The 17,003-nt window shown below is 66.2% G+C and carries 17 protein-coding genes; 5 read left to right on the forward strand and 12 right to left on the reverse strand.

Annotated features, from left to right (window positions below; all coding sequences use genetic code 11):
* From EPO55_RS06170 to EPO55_RS06180, 3 genes are all read left to right on the forward strand, one after another.
* On the forward strand, positions 1-872 hold an 872-nt coding region (locus EPO55_RS06170), incomplete at its 5' end, for an ABC transporter ATP-binding protein (protein ID WP_296335656.1).
* A gap of 66 nt (positions 873-938) precedes the next feature.
* Positions 939-1,472, forward strand: coding sequence for a DUF992 domain-containing protein (locus EPO55_RS06175; RefSeq protein WP_296335657.1), 534 nt, complete (start codon positions 939-941; stop codon positions 1,470-1,472).
* Positions 1,473-1,499: 27 nt separating this feature from the next.
* Entirely contained in the window at positions 1,500-2,009 is a 510-nt protein-coding gene (locus tag EPO55_RS06180) for a DUF992 domain-containing protein (protein WP_296335659.1), read from the forward strand.
* Positions 2,010-2,018: 9 nt separating this feature from the next.
* Here the strand turns inward: EPO55_RS06180 and EPO55_RS06185 are convergent, their stop codons facing one another.
* The 6 genes from EPO55_RS06185 to EPO55_RS06210 all read right to left on the reverse strand — a co-directional run bounded on the left by EPO55_RS06185 (position 2,019) and on the right by EPO55_RS06210 (position 8,752).
* Positions 2,019-2,876, reverse strand: coding sequence for a TauD/TfdA family dioxygenase (locus EPO55_RS06185; RefSeq protein ID WP_296335660.1), 858 nt, complete (start codon positions 2,874-2,876; stop codon positions 2,019-2,021).
* A 23-nt stretch (positions 2,877-2,899) separates the two neighbouring features.
* A complete protein-coding gene (locus tag EPO55_RS06190; RefSeq protein ID WP_296335662.1) occupies positions 2,900-3,859 on the reverse strand; it encodes an AEC family transporter in 960 nt (319 codons plus the stop codon).
* Positions 3,860-3,884: 25 nt separating this feature from the next.
* The gene (locus EPO55_RS06195; RefSeq protein WP_296335663.1) at positions 3,885-5,027 is read right to left on the reverse strand and encodes an acyl-CoA dehydrogenase family protein; all 1,143 of its coding nucleotides are present in this window, start codon (positions 5,025-5,027) and stop codon (positions 3,885-3,887) included.
* Between the two features lie 27 nt (positions 5,028-5,054).
* On the reverse strand, positions 5,055-6,218 hold the full coding sequence (locus EPO55_RS06200) for an acyl-CoA dehydrogenase family protein (protein WP_296335665.1): 1,164 nt from the start codon (positions 6,216-6,218) through the stop codon (positions 5,055-5,057).
* Between the two features lies 1 nt (position 6,219).
* Positions 6,220-7,416: an acyl-CoA dehydrogenase family protein gene (locus tag EPO55_RS06205; RefSeq protein ID WP_296335666.1), complete on the reverse strand. Its 1,197-nt coding sequence runs from the start codon at positions 7,414-7,416 to the stop codon at positions 6,220-6,222.
* 133 nt (positions 7,417-7,549) lie between these two features.
* Positions 7,550-8,752: a CoA transferase gene (locus EPO55_RS06210; RefSeq protein ID WP_296335667.1), complete on the reverse strand. Its 1,203-nt coding sequence runs from the start codon at positions 8,750-8,752 to the stop codon at positions 7,550-7,552.
* A gap of 95 nt (positions 8,753-8,847) precedes the next feature.
* Between EPO55_RS06210 and EPO55_RS06215 the strand changes: the two genes are divergently transcribed.
* The gene (locus EPO55_RS06215; RefSeq protein ID WP_296335668.1) at positions 8,848-9,972 is read left to right on the forward strand and encodes a CaiB/BaiF CoA-transferase family protein; all 1,125 of its coding nucleotides are present in this window, start codon (positions 8,848-8,850) and stop codon (positions 9,970-9,972) included.
* Positions 9,972-11,180 (forward strand): MFS transporter, encoded by a 1,209-nt coding sequence (locus EPO55_RS06220; protein WP_296335669.1) that lies wholly within the window; start codon positions 9,972-9,974, stop codon positions 11,178-11,180. The genes EPO55_RS06215 and EPO55_RS06220 overlap by 1 nt, the downstream gene beginning before the upstream one ends.
* Positions 11,181-11,199: 19 nt before the next feature.
* Here EPO55_RS06220 and EPO55_RS06225 read toward each other — a convergent pair whose 3' ends face one another.
* From EPO55_RS06225 to EPO55_RS06250, 6 genes are all read right to left on the reverse strand, one after another.
* A complete protein-coding gene (locus EPO55_RS06225; protein WP_296335670.1) occupies positions 11,200-12,348 on the reverse strand; it encodes a DSD1 family PLP-dependent enzyme in 1,149 nt (382 codons plus the stop codon).
* Positions 12,345-13,223, reverse strand: a complete 879-nt coding sequence (locus EPO55_RS06230; protein ID WP_296335671.1) for a glucose 1-dehydrogenase — start codon at positions 13,221-13,223, stop codon at positions 12,345-12,347. The genes EPO55_RS06225 and EPO55_RS06230 overlap by 4 nt, the downstream gene beginning before the upstream one ends.
* A gap of 4 nt (positions 13,224-13,227) precedes the next feature.
* Positions 13,228-15,108, reverse strand: a complete 1,881-nt coding sequence (locus tag EPO55_RS06235) for an AMP-binding protein (protein ID WP_296335672.1) — start codon at positions 15,106-15,108, stop codon at positions 13,228-13,230.
* A 51-nt stretch (positions 15,109-15,159) separates the two neighbouring features.
* Positions 15,160-15,477 carry a HEPN domain-containing protein gene (locus tag EPO55_RS06240; RefSeq protein ID WP_296335673.1) on the reverse strand — a complete coding sequence of 106 codons (318 nt, stop codon included), beginning with the start codon at positions 15,475-15,477 and terminating at the stop codon, positions 15,160-15,162.
* 61 nt (positions 15,478-15,538) lie between these two features.
* Positions 15,539-15,850, reverse strand: a complete 312-nt coding sequence (locus tag EPO55_RS06245; RefSeq protein WP_296335674.1) for a nucleotidyltransferase domain-containing protein — start codon at positions 15,848-15,850, stop codon at positions 15,539-15,541.
* Between the two features lie 44 nt (positions 15,851-15,894).
* Positions 15,895-16,989, reverse strand: a complete 1,095-nt coding sequence (locus EPO55_RS06250) for a mandelate racemase/muconate lactonizing enzyme family protein (RefSeq protein ID WP_296335675.1) — start codon at positions 16,987-16,989, stop codon at positions 15,895-15,897.
* Positions 16,990-17,003 lie beyond the last annotated feature (14 nt).

A 17,003-nucleotide genomic window follows, 5' to 3' on the forward strand; every position in this document is an offset into this window, starting at 1 on the left:
TCGACGGCATCCGGCTCACGGTGCAGGCGGGCGACAGTGTCGCACTGGTCGGCGAGAGCGGCTCGGGCAAGTCGACCCTGTTGCGCGTGCTGCTCGGTTTGACGGAGAGCAGCGACGGTCGCGCACTCTATCGCGGCGACGACATCGAAACCCTGACGAACGACAAGCGGCGCTCGTTCCAGCGCGACGTCGCCATGATCTATCAGGATGCGCGCGCCTCGCTGAATCCGCGGCTCAAGACGCTCGACCTGATCGGCGAGCCGATCCGCCAGCACGCGCTGTGTCCGGAGTCGGCGCTGCGCGCCCGCGTCGCCGCCCTGCTCGCCCGCGTGGGCATGCCGGCCGATACCGCGGACCGCTATCCGAGCCAGCTGTCGGGCGGCCAGGTGCGGCGCGTCGCGATCGCCCGCGCGCTTGCCTCGGAGCCGAAAGTGATCGTGGCCGACGAGGCGGTCTCGGGGCTCGACGTGTCTACCCAGGCGCAGCTGCTCAATCTTCTGCGTGGCCTGCAGCACGAGATGGGATTGACGCTGCTGTTCATCACTCATGACCTGGCGGTGGCGAGCTATCTCTGCCGTCGGATCGCGGTGATGTATCTCGGCCGGATCGTCGAGGCCGGTCCGACAAAGGAGGTGCTGCGATACCCTCTACACCCCTATACAAGGGCGCTCCTCAACGCCTCGCCCCGGTTCTTCGAGCCGATCGCCGAGACCTTGCCCGGTGAGATCCCGAGCCCGATCGACCTGCCGCCGGGCTGCCGGTTCGCCGGCCGCTGCCCGCGGGCGGCACAGGACTGCCGCACGCACGAGCCGCCGCTTGCCACGACACGCGCCGGACGCGAGGTTGCCTGCCTCCACCCGCTGATCGACTGACAGCGCTCCTGTGGACAGCGACTTGCCGCGGGCTGTGGCATACTCGCGACCGCAAAGGAGTGTTGAATGAACAAGTTTATTGCGGCCGCCGCGGTGGCAGTTCTCGCAGCGGCGACCGGCGCCTGTCAGACAGGCCAGCCCACGGCGCAGGCCATGAACAAGCAGTATGCGGATTCCAAGGTCTATATCGGCGCCCTCACCTGCAACGTGAGCGGCAGCACCGGCTACGTCTTCGGCTCGACCAAGGACCTGAGCTGCGTCTACCTCACCAAGGAAGGCGTCTCGCAGGCCTACACCGGCAAGATCCACAAGTTCGGCATCGACATCGGCTATACGAAGTCCGCTCACCTGATCTGGCACGTTTTCCAGCTCGGCGGCCTGGTCGGTGACGCCACGAGCACCAATCCCAGGGTCCTGGCGGGCAACTATGGCGGCGAACAGGTCTCGGTCGCGGTGAGTTCGAGCGCCGGTGGCAACTGGCTCTATGGCGGCAGCAACAACCAGATCGTGCTGCAGGCGACGCAGATCCAGGATAGCGGCAACGCCGGCTACAACCTGGCCTATGGCATCGCCGAGATGGGTCTCACCCTCAGGAACTAGCGCAACGTTCGTCGCAAGGAGTACTCAGTGAACAAGTATCTTTCGGCCGCCGCGGCGGTCGCCCTGGCTCTGGCCGCTGGTGCCTGCATGCAGCAGTCGACGCCCCAGGAACTCAATACCACCAACGCCAATTCCCGGATCTTCATCGGGTCGCTGACCTGCAACATCGCCGGCGGCACGGGCTACATCCTGGGCTCGAGCAAGAGCATGGATTGCGTCTTCCTCGGCAAAGACGGCGTGTCGACCGCCCAGTACAGCGGCACGATCAACAAGGTCGGCGTCGACATCGGTTACACCAAGGCCATGCACACGATCTGGCGCGTCTATTCGCTGGGCTCCGAGCGCGCGGCGAATTCGCTGAGCGGCACCTATGTCGGCGAGCAAGGTACGGCCGCGGTCGGCGGCCAGGCCGGCGGCAACTGGCTCTACGGCGGCCCCAACGCCGAGATCGGCATGGTCGCCTCGGGCATCGTGCAGGACGCGGGCTACAACCTAGCGATGGGCATCGGCGAGATGTCGCTGAAGCTCCACCGGTAACGTCGACTTCTAGGCCGTCGCCGCCTGCAGCGCGCAGCCGGCGACGGTGATGCGGTGCATCAGGCGGCGCTCGCCCTGATAGTCGTTGGCGGCATAGTGCCAGGTGGCGCGATTGTCCCAGAAGGCGATCGAGCCCTCGCGCCAGCGGAAGCGGCAGGTGAATTCCGGCCGCGCCGCGTGCTGGTAGAGATGGTCGAGCAGCGGCTTGCTGTCTTCGGCCGTCCAGCCGTCGAAGCGCAGGGTGAAGGCGCGGTTGACGTAGAGCGCCTTGCGGCCGCTCAGCGGGTGCTTGATCACGACCGGGTGCACGACATCGGCGCCGACCTTGTCGTGATTTTCGTAACGGCTCGCACCTTCGGGATTCTTGTCATTGACGCCACCCTTGCCGAAGATGTGCGCCGAACCATGTACGGCACGCATTCCTTCCAGCGTGCGCTGCAGTCCGGGCGAGAGCGTCTCGAAGGCGCGGTACATGTTGGCGAACAGCGTGTCGCCGCCCTCCTCCGGCACTTCGCGGGCCAGCAGGATGGAGCCCATTGCCGGCTCCTGGTCGTAGCTGTGGTCGGTGTGCCAGCCGCCGCCGATATTGGTCTTCTGCTCCGGCTCCTTGCGCACCTCGGCGATCTCGGGATAGCCCGGCGCGGCCTTGAAGAAGCGGTTGACGTCGATCGGCGCCCAGCGCCGCGCGAATTCGATGTGCTGCTCGGGCGTGAGCTTCTGGTCGCGGAAGAAGATGACTCCGTGCTCGACGAAGGCGCGCTGGACCTCGTCCCACTGGCGGTTGCTCATGACGTTGAGATCGATGCCCAGCACCTCCGCGCCGCAGCCACCGGTGATCTTCTGCACCTGAATCGTTTCGTAGGTCATGACCTTTCCCTCCGGACGAAATACTAGCGCGCCTGAACGCCCAGCAACAACAGCGCGATCGACAGCGTGAACACGCTGGCCGCCGTCGAGATGACGACGGCGTTGGTCGCCCGCGCGACTCCGACTCCGTACATCTGGGCGACCAGATAGACGTTGGCGCCGGCCGGCAGGGCGGCGTTCAGGGTCGCCACGGTGAGCCACAGCGGATCGAGCGGGAAGACGTAGCGCCCCAGCGTCCACACCAGCAGCGGCAGCGCCGCCAGCTTGAAGGCCGTGGCCAACGCTGCCGACTGCCAGTGCCCCTTCAAGCCGACGTGGGCGAGCGAGGCGCCGACCATGATCAGGCCGCAGGGCGGCGCCGCCATCGCCAGGGCCTGCAGGATGCGGTCGATCACGGCCGGCGTCGCGAGGCCGGGGACCAGCCGGGTGAGTTCACCCCAGGCGAGGCCGGCGAAGATCGCCGGAATGACGGGATGCTTCAGCATGTTGAGCGCCGCCCCGCCCAGCCGGCCGAGCAGCCGTCGGCGGGCGCCGCCCGGCGCATCCATCTCCATCAGGAAGGACGAGAAGGTGAGCAGGATCAGCGAATGTACGCTGATGATCATCAGCAGCGGCACCAGCCCCTGCTCGCCAAAGGCGTAGGTGATGAAGGGGATGCCGATGCCGACGCCGTTGGAGAAGACGCCGGAGAGCGCCAGCATGGTGCGGTCGCCGATGCCCATGCCCAAGGCGCGGCCGAGCAGCATCAGCACGCCATAGAGCAGGAAGACGGCGCCGAAGAAGACCAGCAGGATGTCGGGCTCGAGCGTCTCGATCCGCACCTTGGCCATGGAGCGGAAGAGCAGCGCCGGAAACAGCGCGTAGAAGGTGACGCCGGTGAGCCCGCGCAATCCCTCGGCGCTGAGCAGCGGCGTGCGGCCGATCACCCAGCCGATCAGCACCATGCCGAACACCGGCACGATGATGTCGACGATCGCGCTCATGGTCTCCGCCGCGTGAAAGCGGCGTTTACGCCGCCATCGCGAGGTTGCTGTAGCGCGTCAGGTGATGCTGCTGGTTGCCGAACATCAGGTCGATCATGGTCAGCCGCTTGAAGTAGTGGCTGACCGAAAGCTCGTCGGTGACGCCCATGCCGCCGTGCATCTGGACGGCACTCTGGCCGCAGAACTTGCCCGACTTGCCGATCTGCACCTTGGCGCCCGATGCCGCCTTGGCGCGCACGACGGGATCCTTGTCGTCGATCTTGAGCGACGCCATCAGGGTCATCGAGCGCGCTTCCTGGGCGTTGGTGAAGCAGTCGACCATGCGATGCTGCAGCACCTGGAACTTGCCGATCGGCACGCCGAACTGCTTGCGGGTCTTGATGTATTCCAGCGTCGCCGCGTTGATCGCGTCCATGCAGCCGGTGGCCTCGGCGCAGAGCGCCACGATGGCACGGTCGACGCCGTCCTCGACGATGCCGAAGCCCTCGTCGACCTTGCCCAGCACGGCGTCTGCGCCGGCCGAGACTTTGTCGAAGGTGAGTTCGGAGGCGCGCAGCGAATCCTGGGTCGGATAGTCGCGGCGTGAAAGTCCCTTGGCCTTGCCGTCGACGATGAAGAGTGTGAGGCCCTTGGGCTCGCGCGCGCTGCCGGCGGTGCGGGCGAGCACGATGATGTGGTCGGCCGAGGCCGCGTTATAGACCACGCCCTTGTGGCCGGAGAGCGACCAGCCGGCACCCTCCTTGGTGGCCTTGAGCGAAACGTCGGCCAGATTGTAGCGCGACTGGCGTTCTAGCCAGGCCAGGGCGAACTGCTTCTTGCCCTCGATCATCGGCGCCAGCAGCGCCTCCTTCTGGGCCTTGGAGCCTGAGCGGGCGATCATGCCGCCGCCCAGCACGACCGTCGGCAGGAACGGCTCCAGCACCAGGCCTTTGCCGAACTGCTCCATCACGATCATGGTCTCGATCGGACCGCCGCCGTAGCCGCCGTCCTCTTCCGAAAACGACATGCCGAGCCAGCCCAGCTCGGCGAACTGCGCCCAGTTCTCGGGCAGCCAGCCGCGCTCGGTCGCCGCGATCTTGCGGCGGGCATCGAACGCGTACTTGTCGCGCACGAAACGCTCGGCCTGCTCCTGCAGCTGTTTCTGCTCGTCGGAAAGGGACAGATCCATCTCGTCTTCCTCCAGATATTGCGCGTCTTATAGCCCGAGGATGGCCTTGGACACGATGTTCTTCTGAACCTCGGTGCTGCCGCCGTAGATCGTGGTCTTGCGCATGTTGAAATAGCGCGGCGCGGCGGGCGGCGCATGGTCGGGGCCGATCGGCGTCTCGTTCGTATCCTGAAACAGCATGCCCGGCTGATAGGGCGCGGCGTACTCGCCACAGGCTTCCATGGCCAGTTCCGCGATACGCTGCTGGATTTCCGAGCCGCGGACCTTGAGGATCGAGGCCTCGGGTCCCGGCGCGCCACCCAGCGCCATGGTCGAGAGCGCCCGCAGCTCGCTCATCTCCAGCGCCTGAACCTGAAGGTCGATATCGGCGATCTTCTCGGCCATCGACGGATCGTCGCTGAGCGTGCGCAGCATCGAGACGCCGCGCTTGGATGACGGCACCTCGGCGATGCCCAGGCGCTCGTTGGCGAGCAGGAACTTGGCGCAGGTCCAGCCCTCGTTCTCCTTGCCCACCAGGTTGGCGACGGGAACCTTCACATTGTCGAGGAACACGTCGTTCACGGCATGGGCGCCGTCGAGCATGATGATCGGCCGCACGGTGACGCCCGGCGTCTTCATGTCGATCAGCAGGAAGGAGATGCCTTCCTGCGCCTTGGCCTCGGTGTTGGTCCGCACCAGGCAGAAGATCCAATCGCCCCAATGGGCGTAGGAGGTCCAGGTCTTCTGCCCGTTCACGATGTAGTGGTCGCCCTCGCGCACCGCCCTCGTGCGTAGATTGGCGAGATCGGAGCCGGCGCCCGGCTCGGAATAGCCCTGGCACCATGACACCGTCGATTCACGGATGCCCGGCAGGAAGCGCGCCTTCTGCTCCTCGTTGCCGAAGGTGTAGATCACCGGCCCGACCATTTTGGGCCCGAACGGCAGGATGCGCGGTGCGCCCTCCTCCGCCAGCACGTTCTCGAACAGGAAGCGCTGCGTCACGTCCCAGCCCGGCCCGCCGAATTTCCTGGGCCAGGTGTAGGCGAGCCAACCCTTCTTGCCGAGCGCCTGCTGCCAGACCATGTGGTCGTCGCGGTCGTAGTGCTTGCCCGAGAAGGTCTTTTCCTTGGTCGCGGGCGACAGGTTTTTGCGGGCGAAGTCCCGTACTTCGTCGGCGAACGCCTTGTGATCGGGCTTGAGCGCGAGGTCCATCCTAGAGTCCCAGCACCATCTTGGAGATGATGCCCTTCTGGATCTCGTTGCTGCCGCCGTAGATCGTGGTCTTGCGTGTGTTGAAGTAGCGCGGTGCCGCGAGATGGGCGTAGTCGGGCCCGACCGGCGCCTCGTTGGTGCCCTGCCACAACAGGCCCGGCAGGTATGGCGCGGAATATTCGCCAACCGCTTCCATGGTGAGTTCGGTGAGGCGCTGCTGGATCTCCGAGCCCCGGATCTTGAGCCCCGAAACTTCCGGACCGGGCTGGCCGCCGTGCGCCATCGCCGACAGCACGCGTAGTTCGGTGTACTCGAGCGCCGTCACCTGGATTTCGAGATCGGCGATCTTCTCGGCGAAGCTCTGGTTCTCGATCAGGGGCTTGCCGTTGTCCTGCTCGGCGCGGGCGATGTCCTTCAAGGCCGCGACGCCGCGCTTGGACTGCGGCACGGCGGCGATCCCCAGCCGTTCGTTGGCCAGCAGGAACTTGGCGCAGGTCCAGCCCTCGTTCTCCTTGCCCACCAGGTTGGCGACCGGAACTTTTACGTTGTCGAAGAAGACCTCGTTCACCTCGTGGCCGCCGTCGGCCATGATGATGGGCTTCACGGTGATGCCCGGAGTCTTCATGTCGATCAGCAGGAAGGAGATGCCCTCCTGCGGCTTGGCCTTGGGGTCGGTCCGCACCAGGCAGAAGATCCAGTCGGCCCAGTGGCCCATCGTGTTCCAGGTCTTGGACCCGTTCACGATGTAATGGTCGCCTTCCTTCTCGGCCTTGGTACGCAGCGAGGCGAGGTCGGAGCCCGAGCCCGGCTCGGAGTAGCCCTGGCACCACCACACCGTGCTGAGGCGAATCGGGTCGAGATACTTCGCCTTCTGCTCCTCGTTGCCGAAGGTGTAGATCACCGGACCCACCATCTTGGTGCCGAACGGGATGATGCCGGGCGCATATTCCTCGGCGCAGATGTTCTCGAAGATGTAGCGCTCGGCCGGCGTAAAACCCGGGCCGCCGTGCTTCTTCGGCCACGTGTAGACCAGCCAGCCCTTCTTCCCGAGCGCCTGCTGCCAGCGCATGTAGTCGTCGCGGCCGAGGTGCTTGCCGTTCTTGACCTTGTCGCGCACGTCGGCCGGCAGATTGGCGCGGACAAACGCACGCACGTCGTCGGCGAATTTCTGTTCTTCAGGGGTGAAAGCGAGGTCCATCAGTCCCTCCCGGGCCGGGTTTTGGATTTGGCCGGAGTTTAGCCACGAGCCCGTTCCGGACAAGCGTTACGCCATCGGCAGGCGGCTGGGTACGCCGCGAAGCGGAACAAGTTTACGTAGGAAATCGGTTACGTCATGGCACCAGCAACGCCCCGTCCGCCTTCAGTTTCTCGATGGCAGCGTCGCTCAGGCCCGCCTCGCGCAGCACTTCCACGCCGTCGCCGCCGATGCGCGGCGCATGGCGGCGGAACTCGGTCTTGGTCTTCTCGAAATCGAGCGGACTGGCGAAGGTCGTGATCGGGCCTTCGGTCGGATGCTCGCGCTCGGTGAAGAAGCCGGTGGCTTTCAGATGCGGGTCGTCGACCAGCTCCTCGAGCGTGTGCACCGGCATGGCCGGGATGTCGGCCTTGTCGAACATTTCGAGCCAGTCCTCGGTGGTTCGGTCCTTCAGAAGGCTGTCGAGCACCTGGTAGAGCTCGCTGAAATGCTTCGGCCGCTCGGTGCGGTCGACGAACTTCTTCTCCTTGGCGAGATCGGGCCGGCCGGCCAGCTCGAAGAAGGCGATCCAGTGCTGGTCGGTGTAGGGCAGCGCGCAGATGTAGCCGTTCTTCGTGGGAAACGGATGGCGGTACTTGTTGATGATGCGGTCGTAGCCCATGGCGCCGCGTTCCGGCTTCCAGGTCGCGCCGAACAGATGCTCGGTCAGCCAGAACGAGGCCAGCGTCTCCAGCATCGGCACCTCGATCATCTGGCCCTCGCCGGTGCATTTGCGATGATAGAGCGCGCCCAGCACGGCGATGCAGAGATGCAGCCCCGTCGTCTTGTCGGCGATCAGGCTCGGCATGAAGCGCGGCGGCGCGCCGTCGACGCGGCTCTGCAACGAGGCCGCCCCGCTCACGCCCTGCACGAGATCGTCGAACGCAGGCTTGTGGCCGTACGGTCCCTTGCGCGCATAGCCCAGCGAATAGGCAAAGATGATCGAGGGATTGATCTTCTTCAGGTCCTCGTAGCCCAGGCCCAGCCGCTCGATCGCCGCCGGCCGGCTGTTGTGGATGAACAGGTCGGCGGTCTTGATCATGCCTTTCAGAACCTCGACGGCCTCGGGCTTCTTGAGGTCGAGGCAGATCGAGCGCTTGTTGCGGTTGGCCGCCATGTAGATCGGGCCCATGCTCTTGTCGCGGCCCATCACGCCGCCCGACAGCCGCAGCAGATCGCCCTCGGGCGGCTCGACCTTGATCACGTCGGCGCCCATGTCGGCCAGATGTTGCGTGGCGAACGGGCCCAGCAGCACCGCCGTCAGATCGATCACCCGCACGCCCGTCAACGGTCCCGGCATTTACGCTCCCCATCCTTCTTCGTTTCGGCGCGCACTATGGCATAGCCCGAGAGGCTAAGGCATGTTGCGGGCCCCGAACGGAAAGAAGAGCTGCAATGTCTGGAGCGTTGGACGGCCTCCTGGTGGTGAGTGTCGAGCAGGCGGTGGCCGCCCCCTACTGCGCGGCACGGCTGGCCGACGCCGGCGCCCGCGTCATCAAGATCGAGCGGCCCGAGGGCGATTTCGCGCGAGCCTACGACGGCTACGTGAAAGGCGAGTCGAGCTATTTCGTCTGGCTCAATCGCGGCAAGCAGTCGGTCGCGCTCGACTTCAAGCAGGCCGAGGATCTCGCCCTTCTCCATCGCATGATCGCCAGGGCCGACGTGCTGATCCAGAACCTGGCGCCGGGGGCTGCCGAGCGTGCCGGCTTCGGCTCGGCCGCCATGCGAACCAAGCACAGGAAGCTCATCACCGTCGACGTCTCGGGCTACGGCGACCATGGGCCCTACAAGAACCGCCGCGCCTACGATCTCCTCGTACAGGCCGAGAGCGGCCTCGCGTCGATCACCGGCACCGCGGACGCGCCGGGCCGCGTCGGCATTTCGGCCACCGACATCGGCACCGGCATGTATGCCCACGCCGCGGTGCTGGAAGCGTTGCTGGCGCGCCAGAAGACCGGCGAAGGCCGGGCCATCTCGGTCTCGCTGTTCTCCTCCATGGCCGAATGGATGACGGTGCCGCTGCTCGCCATGGACTACGCCGCCTACGAGTGGCCGCGCCTTGGCCTCACGCATCCGTTCATCGCGCCCTACGGCGTCTATCCGAGCGCCGACAAGGTGCCACTCCTGATCTCGATCCAGAACGACCGCGAGTTCGAGCGCCTGTGCCACGGCGTGCTCGACCGGCCGGGGCTGGAGAAGGATCCCGACTACGCCACCAACAAGGCGCGCAATTCGCGGCGCGACGACACCAACGCCATCGTCGCGAAGAGTTTCGGCGCGCAGAGCTTCGAGACGCTGGCCGCGCGGCTCGATGCCGCTCAGATCGCCTGGGCGCGCGTGAGCTCGGTCGGCGATCTCTCCAGGCATCCGCAGCTTCGCCGCACCGTCTTCACCTCGAACAAGGGCGAGGTTTCCATCCCGGCGCTCGCCGCCTCCTACGACGGCGAACCCGAGCGGCTGGGTGAGGTGCCGGCCTTGGGACAGCACACCGCCGAGGCGCGCCGCGAGTTTGCGGCCTGATGGACCGTCGGCTGACGGGCCGCCTGCTGACGGGTTTGAGGCTCGCCGGCTATGGCGCGGCGTACTTCTTCGCCGCCGGCGCCTTCATGAGCTACTGGCCGGTGTGGCTGCGCGACCGCGGCGTCACCGACACCGAGATCGGCACGCTCTTCATGTCGCGCCAGATCGTCTCTGTGATCGCCACGCTCTCCGTCGGCTGGATCGCCCACCGGCTGGGCGGCCCGCGCGGCGTGCTGGTGACGCTGGGTCTCGCGGCGGTCGTGATGATCGTGGCCTACGACTTCTCCACCTCGTTCCTCGCGATCTTCGTCGTCACCATGATCTGGGGCTTCATGTGGTCGCCGCCGATGCCGCTTTACGACGGCGTGCTGGTGACGGAGACCAAGCGCCGCGGCCTCGACTATGCACGCGTGCGCATGTGGAGTTCGGTCGCCTTCATCGGCGGCACCTTCGTGGCCGGCATCGCCGTCGACCGCTACGGCCCGCCCTGGGTGCTCTATGTCGGCATGGCGAGCATCGTGCTGCTGGCGCCCTTCGCGCTCCTGCTGCCGGCGGCGCCAGCCCGTGCCCAGGCTGCCGGACATGTCCACGCCTCGTTCCGCGTCAGCGATCTCCTGCGCCAGCCGCCCTTCCTGCTGTTCCTCATGGCGACCGGCCTCTGCGCCGCCAGCCACTCCGTGCTCTACAGCTTCGGCACGCTCACCTGGCGCGCCGCCGGCATCGACGACATCACCATCAGCGCGCTGTGGGCGGAGAGCGTCGCCATAGAAATCGTGCTGATGCTGTTCGGCGGCTGGCTGCTGGCGAGGGTGGGAGTCTGCGGCCTGATCGGGCTCGGCCTCGCAGCCGGCATCGTGCGCTGGACGGCGATGGCCTTCACGACGGAACTCTGGGCGCTGGTGCTGCTGCAGGCGCTCCATTCCTGCACCTTCGCCGCCAACCATCTCGGCGCCATGGCCTTCCTGCAGCGGGCGCTACCGGCGCACGGCGCCGCCATCGGCCAGAGTCTTTATTATGCGCTCGGCACCGGCGCCACGCAGGCGCTGGTCTACCAGTTCTCCGGCCTGCTCTATTCGCACTACGGCCAGCACGCGTTTCTCGCGATGACCCTTGTCAGCGCCGTCGGCATGTGTGCGCTGGTCGCGCTCGCCCGCACCTGGAAGGGCGGACTGCTGGTCGGCGAACCTCATGTTCCTCTCCCCCGCTAGGGGGAGAGGAGTTTGATGTTCAGCGCGAGCGCCCTCTTCCCGTGACCGGCCAGATCTCGACCAGCGTGTCACCCTTCACCACGTGATAGCTCTCGTAGAGGTTGACCGTGGGGTCGCAGTGCGGCGGCACCAGGATCACCTGGTCGCCCAAGGCAGGTGCTGCCTGGCCCTCCGGCGCGATCACCGCCAGGTGCTCGTCGCCCATGAAGCGCGTCGTCGAGCCGGGGGCGGCGCCTTTCAGGATCATGGGCGGCCCCTTCTCCGTCGCCATCGCCTTCAGGCCGGCATCGACCGTGACCATGCCCGGCGTGTTGGCGCTCACCGCCCGCGCATCGATCTGCAGCGCCTGCTCGAAGGTGGGCTTGTCGGCCCCGCGCAGGTCGCAGACGTTGTAGTCGTGATCCATGAAGACGTAGGAGCCGACCTGCAGCTCGGTGTAGACGCCCAGCTTGGCGTCGATGAAGTGGGTGCCGGTGCCGGAGCCGGTAACGATGGCGGGTTTTAGCCCGGCGGCCTCCAGCTTCGCGAGGATTCCCTTCAGGTAGTCGGTGCGCTCCTCGATCTCGGCCTTGCGCTGCTTGAAATCGACGATGTGCTGGTGCCGGCCGCAGTAGAACTGCACGCCACCATATTTCAGAGCCTTCTGCTTGGCGACCAGTTGCGCAAGCTCGACCGCGGCCTCGGGCGAGGCGACGCCGGTGCGGTGGATACCGGGATCGATGTCGACGATCACGGTGAGCGTTTGGCCGGCCTTCGCCGCCGCCGCGGCCAGTGCCGCGGCGTTGGCCGGATGGTCGACCACCACCATAAGCCCCTTCACCTTGGCGTTGAGCGCAATCAGCCGCGCGATCGCCTGCGGCGTCACCACCGGCGAAGTGATGTGCAGCCCCTCGATACCGGCCTCGCCCAGCGCCTCGGCCTCGCCCAGCTTGGCGCAGCAAACGCCCAGCGCCCCCGATGCGATCTGGCGGCGGGCGATGTCGGCCGACTTGTGGGTCTTGGAATGCGGGCGCAGCTTCACATTGTGCGCCTTGGCGAAGGACGCCATCTCGGCGATGTTGCGGTCGAGCATCTCCAGATCGAGCACCAGCGCCGGCGTGTTCAGCGACCGCCTGGACCCCTGCTGGCCGATGAGATGTCCGTGCAGTTTTTGCGCTTCGCTCGTCATTTCTTCTGGTCTCCGGATTGAAGGTTGCGCACGACCATGGCCTCGCCCGTCGTGCCGCGGTTGACGCCCGCGCTTTTCATGAAAGTGTTGTCGCGGCCGGTGCCCCACAGCGCCACGCCCTGCGCCAGCAGGCCACCGTCGACCTTGACCGTCTCGCCGGTGATGAAGCGCGCCTCGTCGGAGCACAGGAAGGACGCCACATCGGCGATGTGGTCGGGCTCGCCGCGGTCGGGCCACGGCTGCTGGCTGAACTGCTTCTCGAATTTTTCCGGCCGGCCGCGATGGACCAGCGGCGTCGAGATCACGCCGGGGGCGATGCCGACGACGCGGATGCGGTCGGGGCCGAGCTCGGCCGCGACATTCTCGATCAGGCTGATGAGGGCGGCCTTGGCCGCCGAATAGGCGTGGCTGCCGCCGCCGCCCACCATGCCCGCGATCGAGGCCGTCACCAGGATCACGCCGCCGCCGTACTTCTTCATGGCCGGCGAGGCGTGTTTCATGCCGAGGAACACCGAGCGGGTCAGCACCGCGAAAGTATAGTCCCAGTCCTCGACGCTGATTTCGGCGATCGGCCCGAAGGCGCCGCCGACGCCGGCATTGAGATAGGCGATGTCGAGCCGGTCGAAGCGCGTCTCGGCCGCCGCCACGGTGGCCGCGACATCGGACTCGTTGGCCACGTCGCAGCGCACGAAGGCGATGTTGTCGCCGTGGCCCTGGGCCTTGGCCACGGCCATCGTCTCGGCGCCGTTCGCCTCGTTGAGGTCGGCCACCATCACCTTGGCGCCGTCGGCGAGAAAACGCATGACGGTCGCGCGGCCCATGCCGCTCGCGCCGCCGGTGACGATCGCCACCTTGCCTGCCAATCGTTTGTTCATGGCTTCATCCTACCTCGATCACGCCCTCGCCGCCGGCATAGAGTTTTTCCACCAGCGCCTTGCGGCGCTCCAGCGTGGCGCGCTGGTTGATGTAGCCCTTGTCGGTGATCTCGTGACCGTCGACCGCGGGCGGCTCGGCCATCAGCAGCACGCGGCGCACCCGCATCGACGAGCCCTTGCTGCCGGCATTCAGGCGGGCGAGGCCATCGCGCACGGTGCCGACCACGGCGGGATGCGCCAGCAGCTCTGCCGTCGTGAGGTTTGCCGCCGTGTCGCCGGCGAGCTGGCGACAGGCGGCGATGTTGGGAAAGCCCAGCAGGCCGACATAGTCGCGGTCCTGCCCGCAGATCACGGCGTCCTGCAGCACCGGCGTTGCCGCCGCGATCGCCGTCGTGCGCAAGGTGCCGACCAGCACGAAGGTGCCGCTGCTGAGCTTGAAGTCCTCGACCACACGGCCGTCGAAGATCAGGCCCCAGCTCGGATCCTCGGGATCGACGAAGCGGCCGGCGTCGCCGATCCTGTAGAAGCCCTCCTCGTCGAACATCTGCGCCGTGAGCTCGGGCTGCTTGAAATAGCCCGGCGTCACGATCACGCTCTTCAGCCGCAGCTCGTAGCGTCCCTCTTCGCCGGTCGGCACCATTTTCAGCTGCACGCCGGGATAGGGCAGGCCGACGAGACCGACGCGGTCCGATGCCCAATGGACCGACGTCGCGGTCGGCGCCGTCTCGGTCGAGCCCCAGCCGGTGACGAAGGGGATGCGATAGCCGGTGTGCTTCACCGCCAGCGTCTCCATGCGCTCATAGAGATCGTTCGGCAGGGTGGCGCCGCCGTAGGACAGCACGTTGATGTTCTTGAAGAAGCGCCTGGCCAGGCTCTCGTCCTTCTCGAGCGCGGTGGCCAGCATGGCGTAGCCCGCCGGCACGTTGGAGAACGACGTCGGCGAGACCTCGCGCAGGTTGCGCAGCGTCTCCTCAAACAGGCCTGGCAGCGGCTTGCCGTCGTCGATCCAGGTCGTGCCGCCCTCGTTGAGGTTGCCCTGGAAGGTGGCGTTACCGCCCATCGTGTGGTTCCACGGCAGCCAGTCGAGCATGACCGGCGCGGGCTCGCCGGGCTTGCGCACGCGCGCCATGCTCATCATCGCTACGTTGGCGCACATCATCTCCTGGGTGTTGATCACCGCCTTGGGCAGGCCGGTGCTGCCCGAGGTGAACAGGAATTTTCCAACGGTCCTGGGCTCGATCATCGTGACCGATTTCGCGACCGCGTCCGTCGCCCGGGTCGCCACCAGCTCGCTCCACGGCATCGACTGCATCCTGGGCGGCGGCTTGTCGACATGGACCAGCAGCACGCCCTCTAGGTCGAGGGCGGCCAGCGCACGGGCGTAGATCTCGCCGTTCTGCACGAACACCAGCCCGGGCCTGACGAGGTCGAAGACGTATTTCAGCTTGGCGTGATCCTGGCTCATCACCGAATAGGCCGGCGACACCGGCGCCACGGGCGCGCGCGCCTGCATGGCCGCCAGGGTGAGCAGCGCGAACTCGATCGAATTCGACGACAGGATCATGACGGGCTTCCCGGGCCCGAAGCCGCGGTCGAGCAGCGCCTGCGTCACGGCATCGACCTGCTTCTTGGCCTCGGCGTAGGTGAGCTTCAGCCAGTCGCGGTCCGGCCCGCGGCGCTGCGCCAGCCAGACTCGGTCCGGCGCCTCCTTCGCCCACTTCGCCAGCAGTGCTGGCACATGCTTCTCGTAAGGCTTCAGCTTGTGGTTCGACTGCAAAACGATCGTGCCGTCACTGCGCCGCTCGACCTCGATGTCGCGGCTCAGGAACTCGATGGGCTTGAATGGAACCTGCACAACACTGTCCAACGACGGTTCTCCCAGCATTCTATTTGGCATTGATTTAGGAGGGTCGCCGGGTCGCCCGCAAGTGACTTGCTAGGATTCGTCGATAAGTCTTTCGCAGAATGCGACAAAGGCAATGGCATCGTCGCGCGCGGCACTTGCGTCTTCTGTCTTCAAGATGTCTACGGCGTCATAGTCGGCAATCAAGCGGCGCTCCAAGGCACGCCCCAATCTTCTGACTTGATCTCGTCCATCGGGCTCGACTTGCCGAAAATGTTCGCCGAAGCGCGCATGGACCCCCGCATGGGTCTTGGGCAACGGCGCGCCGCGCCTGCCGAATAGCGCGATCGCCGCATGGTACATCGCATAGTAGGCAGTGTGTGCCACGATCTCGGGAGTTCCTGGTCCCATCGACTCTCGACCATTGTCAGGAGGCGCCGCGCCCGCACGCGGTGTAGCCGGACCTCCTCGATCACAAGGTAATCCCTTCCGAACGGATTGCCCGCATCAGATAGCTATCCTCGGCTTCCCTGCGCGACGGAAGAGCCACCGATTGAATGACCTGGCCGGTGTCCATGAGAACATCGCTGCCGAGGTCGGTCAGTCTATGACGATCCTCCATCGTCGGATCGTCCGTCAGGAAAACGGCGATGTCCCAGTCCGACTCTTCGTGCGCCTCGCCGCGCGCCCGCGACCCGAACAGCACCATCTTGGCTACGCGGCCGTTGAAGGCACTGTCGACGCGGCGCTTGTATTCGAGCGCAAGAGAGAGGTCCGCATTCATGACCACATTATAACACGTCGCGCTGGGGAAGGCTGCGCCGGGGCCTAAGCCTTGAACCTTGCGATCGCCTTCTCGTCGAACTTGAGCCCGAGGCCGGGCTTGGTCGGCAGCACCAGCTCGCCCTTCTCGATCGCCGGCGTCTCTTCGTAGAGCGCCAGCATCCACGGCATGTATTCCACCGTGAGGCCGTTCGGGCAGGCAGCCACCATGTGGCACAGCACTTCGGGCATGACATGGCTTACGATCGGCAAGTTGAAGGCCTCGGCCATGGCGGCGACCTTCATCCACTGCGTCGGACCGCCGACCCGCGCGATGTCGACCATCACGATGTCGACCGAGCGCGCCTCGATCATGTGACGAAAGGGCACGATGCCCCAGACATACTCACCGCCCGCGACCGGGGTCTTGAGCGCGGCAGTGACGCGCGCGAGGCCCGCGTAGTCGTCGGCCGTCGTCACGTCCTCCAGCCAGAACAGTCCGATACCCGCCTGCTCGACCCTGGAACCGATGTCGATCGCATGCTCGGGCCGCCAGCGCTGGTTGATGTCGCACATCAGCGGGATGTCGGGACCGATTGCATCGCGCACGACCCGCATACGGCGAAGCTCGTCGGCCGGCGTCGGATCGCCGGGCAGCGCCATCTGGGTCTTCATCGAGCGGAAGCCCTTCTGCACCAGGATGCGCGCGGCCTGCTCCGTCTGCTTGTCGGTGAGGCCGCGGCGCAGCGAGCCTGAGGCATAAGTCGGCACGCGGTCGCGATGGCCGCCCAGGAGCTTCCACAGCGGCTGGTCGAGCGCCTTGCCCCTGATGTCCCACAACGCCGTGTCGATCGCCGACAGGGCGAGGGTGAAGATGCCGCCCGGGCCGCCGGTGTCGCCGGCACGCAGTTTGGCGAGAAGCGCCTCGTTGCACATCGGGTCCTCGCCGACGATGCCCGCGCACAGGTCTTCCATCATCGCATGCAGGCTACGCGTCACGCGGCCGCCGTAGAGCGTGACACCGATGCCCTCGATGCCGTTGTCGGTGCGCAGGCGCAGAATCACCGTCGGCCGCTTGCGGTTGGCGTCCTCCGGCATATTGGCCAGCGGATCGTCCTCTGGCACCGCAAGGGTCACGACCTGGTAACTGGCGATTTTCATTACGCTTTCTCCAT

The organism is Reyranella sp. (genome assembly GCF_004296935.1).
Classification (GTDB): Bacteria; Pseudomonadota; Alphaproteobacteria; order Reyranellales; family Reyranellaceae; genus Reyranella.

Bases quoted from the DNA above. Each gene is read 5' to 3' on its own strand.
- EPO55_RS06175 (WP_296335657.1), top strand. From the start codon at position 939: ATGAACAAGTTTATTGCGGCCGCCGCGGTGGCAGTTCTCGCAGCGGCG.
- EPO55_RS06185 (WP_296335660.1), bottom strand. From the start codon at position 2,876: ATGACCTACGAAACGATTCAGGTGCAGAAGATCACCGGTGGCTGCGGC.
- EPO55_RS06190 (WP_296335662.1), bottom strand. From the start codon at position 3,859: ATGAGCGCGATCGTCGACATCATCGTGCCGGTGTTCGGCATGGTGCTG.
- EPO55_RS06195 (WP_296335663.1), bottom strand. From the start codon at position 5,027: ATGGATCTGTCCCTTTCCGACGAGCAGAAACAGCTGCAGGAGCAGGCC.
- EPO55_RS06200 (WP_296335665.1), bottom strand. From the start codon at position 6,218: ATGGACCTCGCGCTCAAGCCCGATCACAAGGCGTTCGCCGACGAAGTA.
- EPO55_RS06205 (WP_296335666.1), bottom strand. From the start codon at position 7,416: ATGGACCTCGCTTTCACCCCTGAAGAACAGAAATTCGCCGACGACGTG.
- EPO55_RS06210 (WP_296335667.1), bottom strand. From the start codon at position 8,752: ATGCCGGGACCGTTGACGGGCGTGCGGGTGATCGATCTGACGGCGGTG.
- EPO55_RS06215 (WP_296335668.1), top strand. From the start codon at position 8,848: ATGTCTGGAGCGTTGGACGGCCTCCTGGTGGTGAGTGTCGAGCAGGCG.
- EPO55_RS06220 (WP_296335669.1), top strand. From the start codon at position 9,972: ATGGACCGTCGGCTGACGGGCCGCCTGCTGACGGGTTTGAGGCTCGCC.
- EPO55_RS06225 (WP_296335670.1), bottom strand. From the start codon at position 12,348: ATGACGAGCGAAGCGCAAAAACTGCACGGACATCTCATCGGCCAGCAG.
- EPO55_RS06230 (WP_296335671.1), bottom strand. From the start codon at position 13,223: ATGAACAAACGATTGGCAGGCAAGGTGGCGATCGTCACCGGCGGCGCG.
- EPO55_RS06235 (WP_296335672.1), bottom strand. From the start codon at position 15,108: ATGCTGGGAGAACCGTCGTTGGACAGTGTTGTGCAGGTTCCATTCAAG.
- EPO55_RS06240 (WP_296335673.1), bottom strand. From the start codon at position 15,477: ATGGGACCAGGAACTCCCGAGATCGTGGCACACACTGCCTACTATGCG.
- EPO55_RS06245 (WP_296335674.1), bottom strand. From the start codon at position 15,850: ATGAATGCGGACCTCTCTCTTGCGCTCGAATACAAGCGCCGCGTCGAC.
- EPO55_RS06250 (WP_296335675.1), bottom strand. From the start codon at position 16,989: ATGAAAATCGCCAGTTACCAGGTCGTGACCCTTGCGGTGCCAGAGGAC.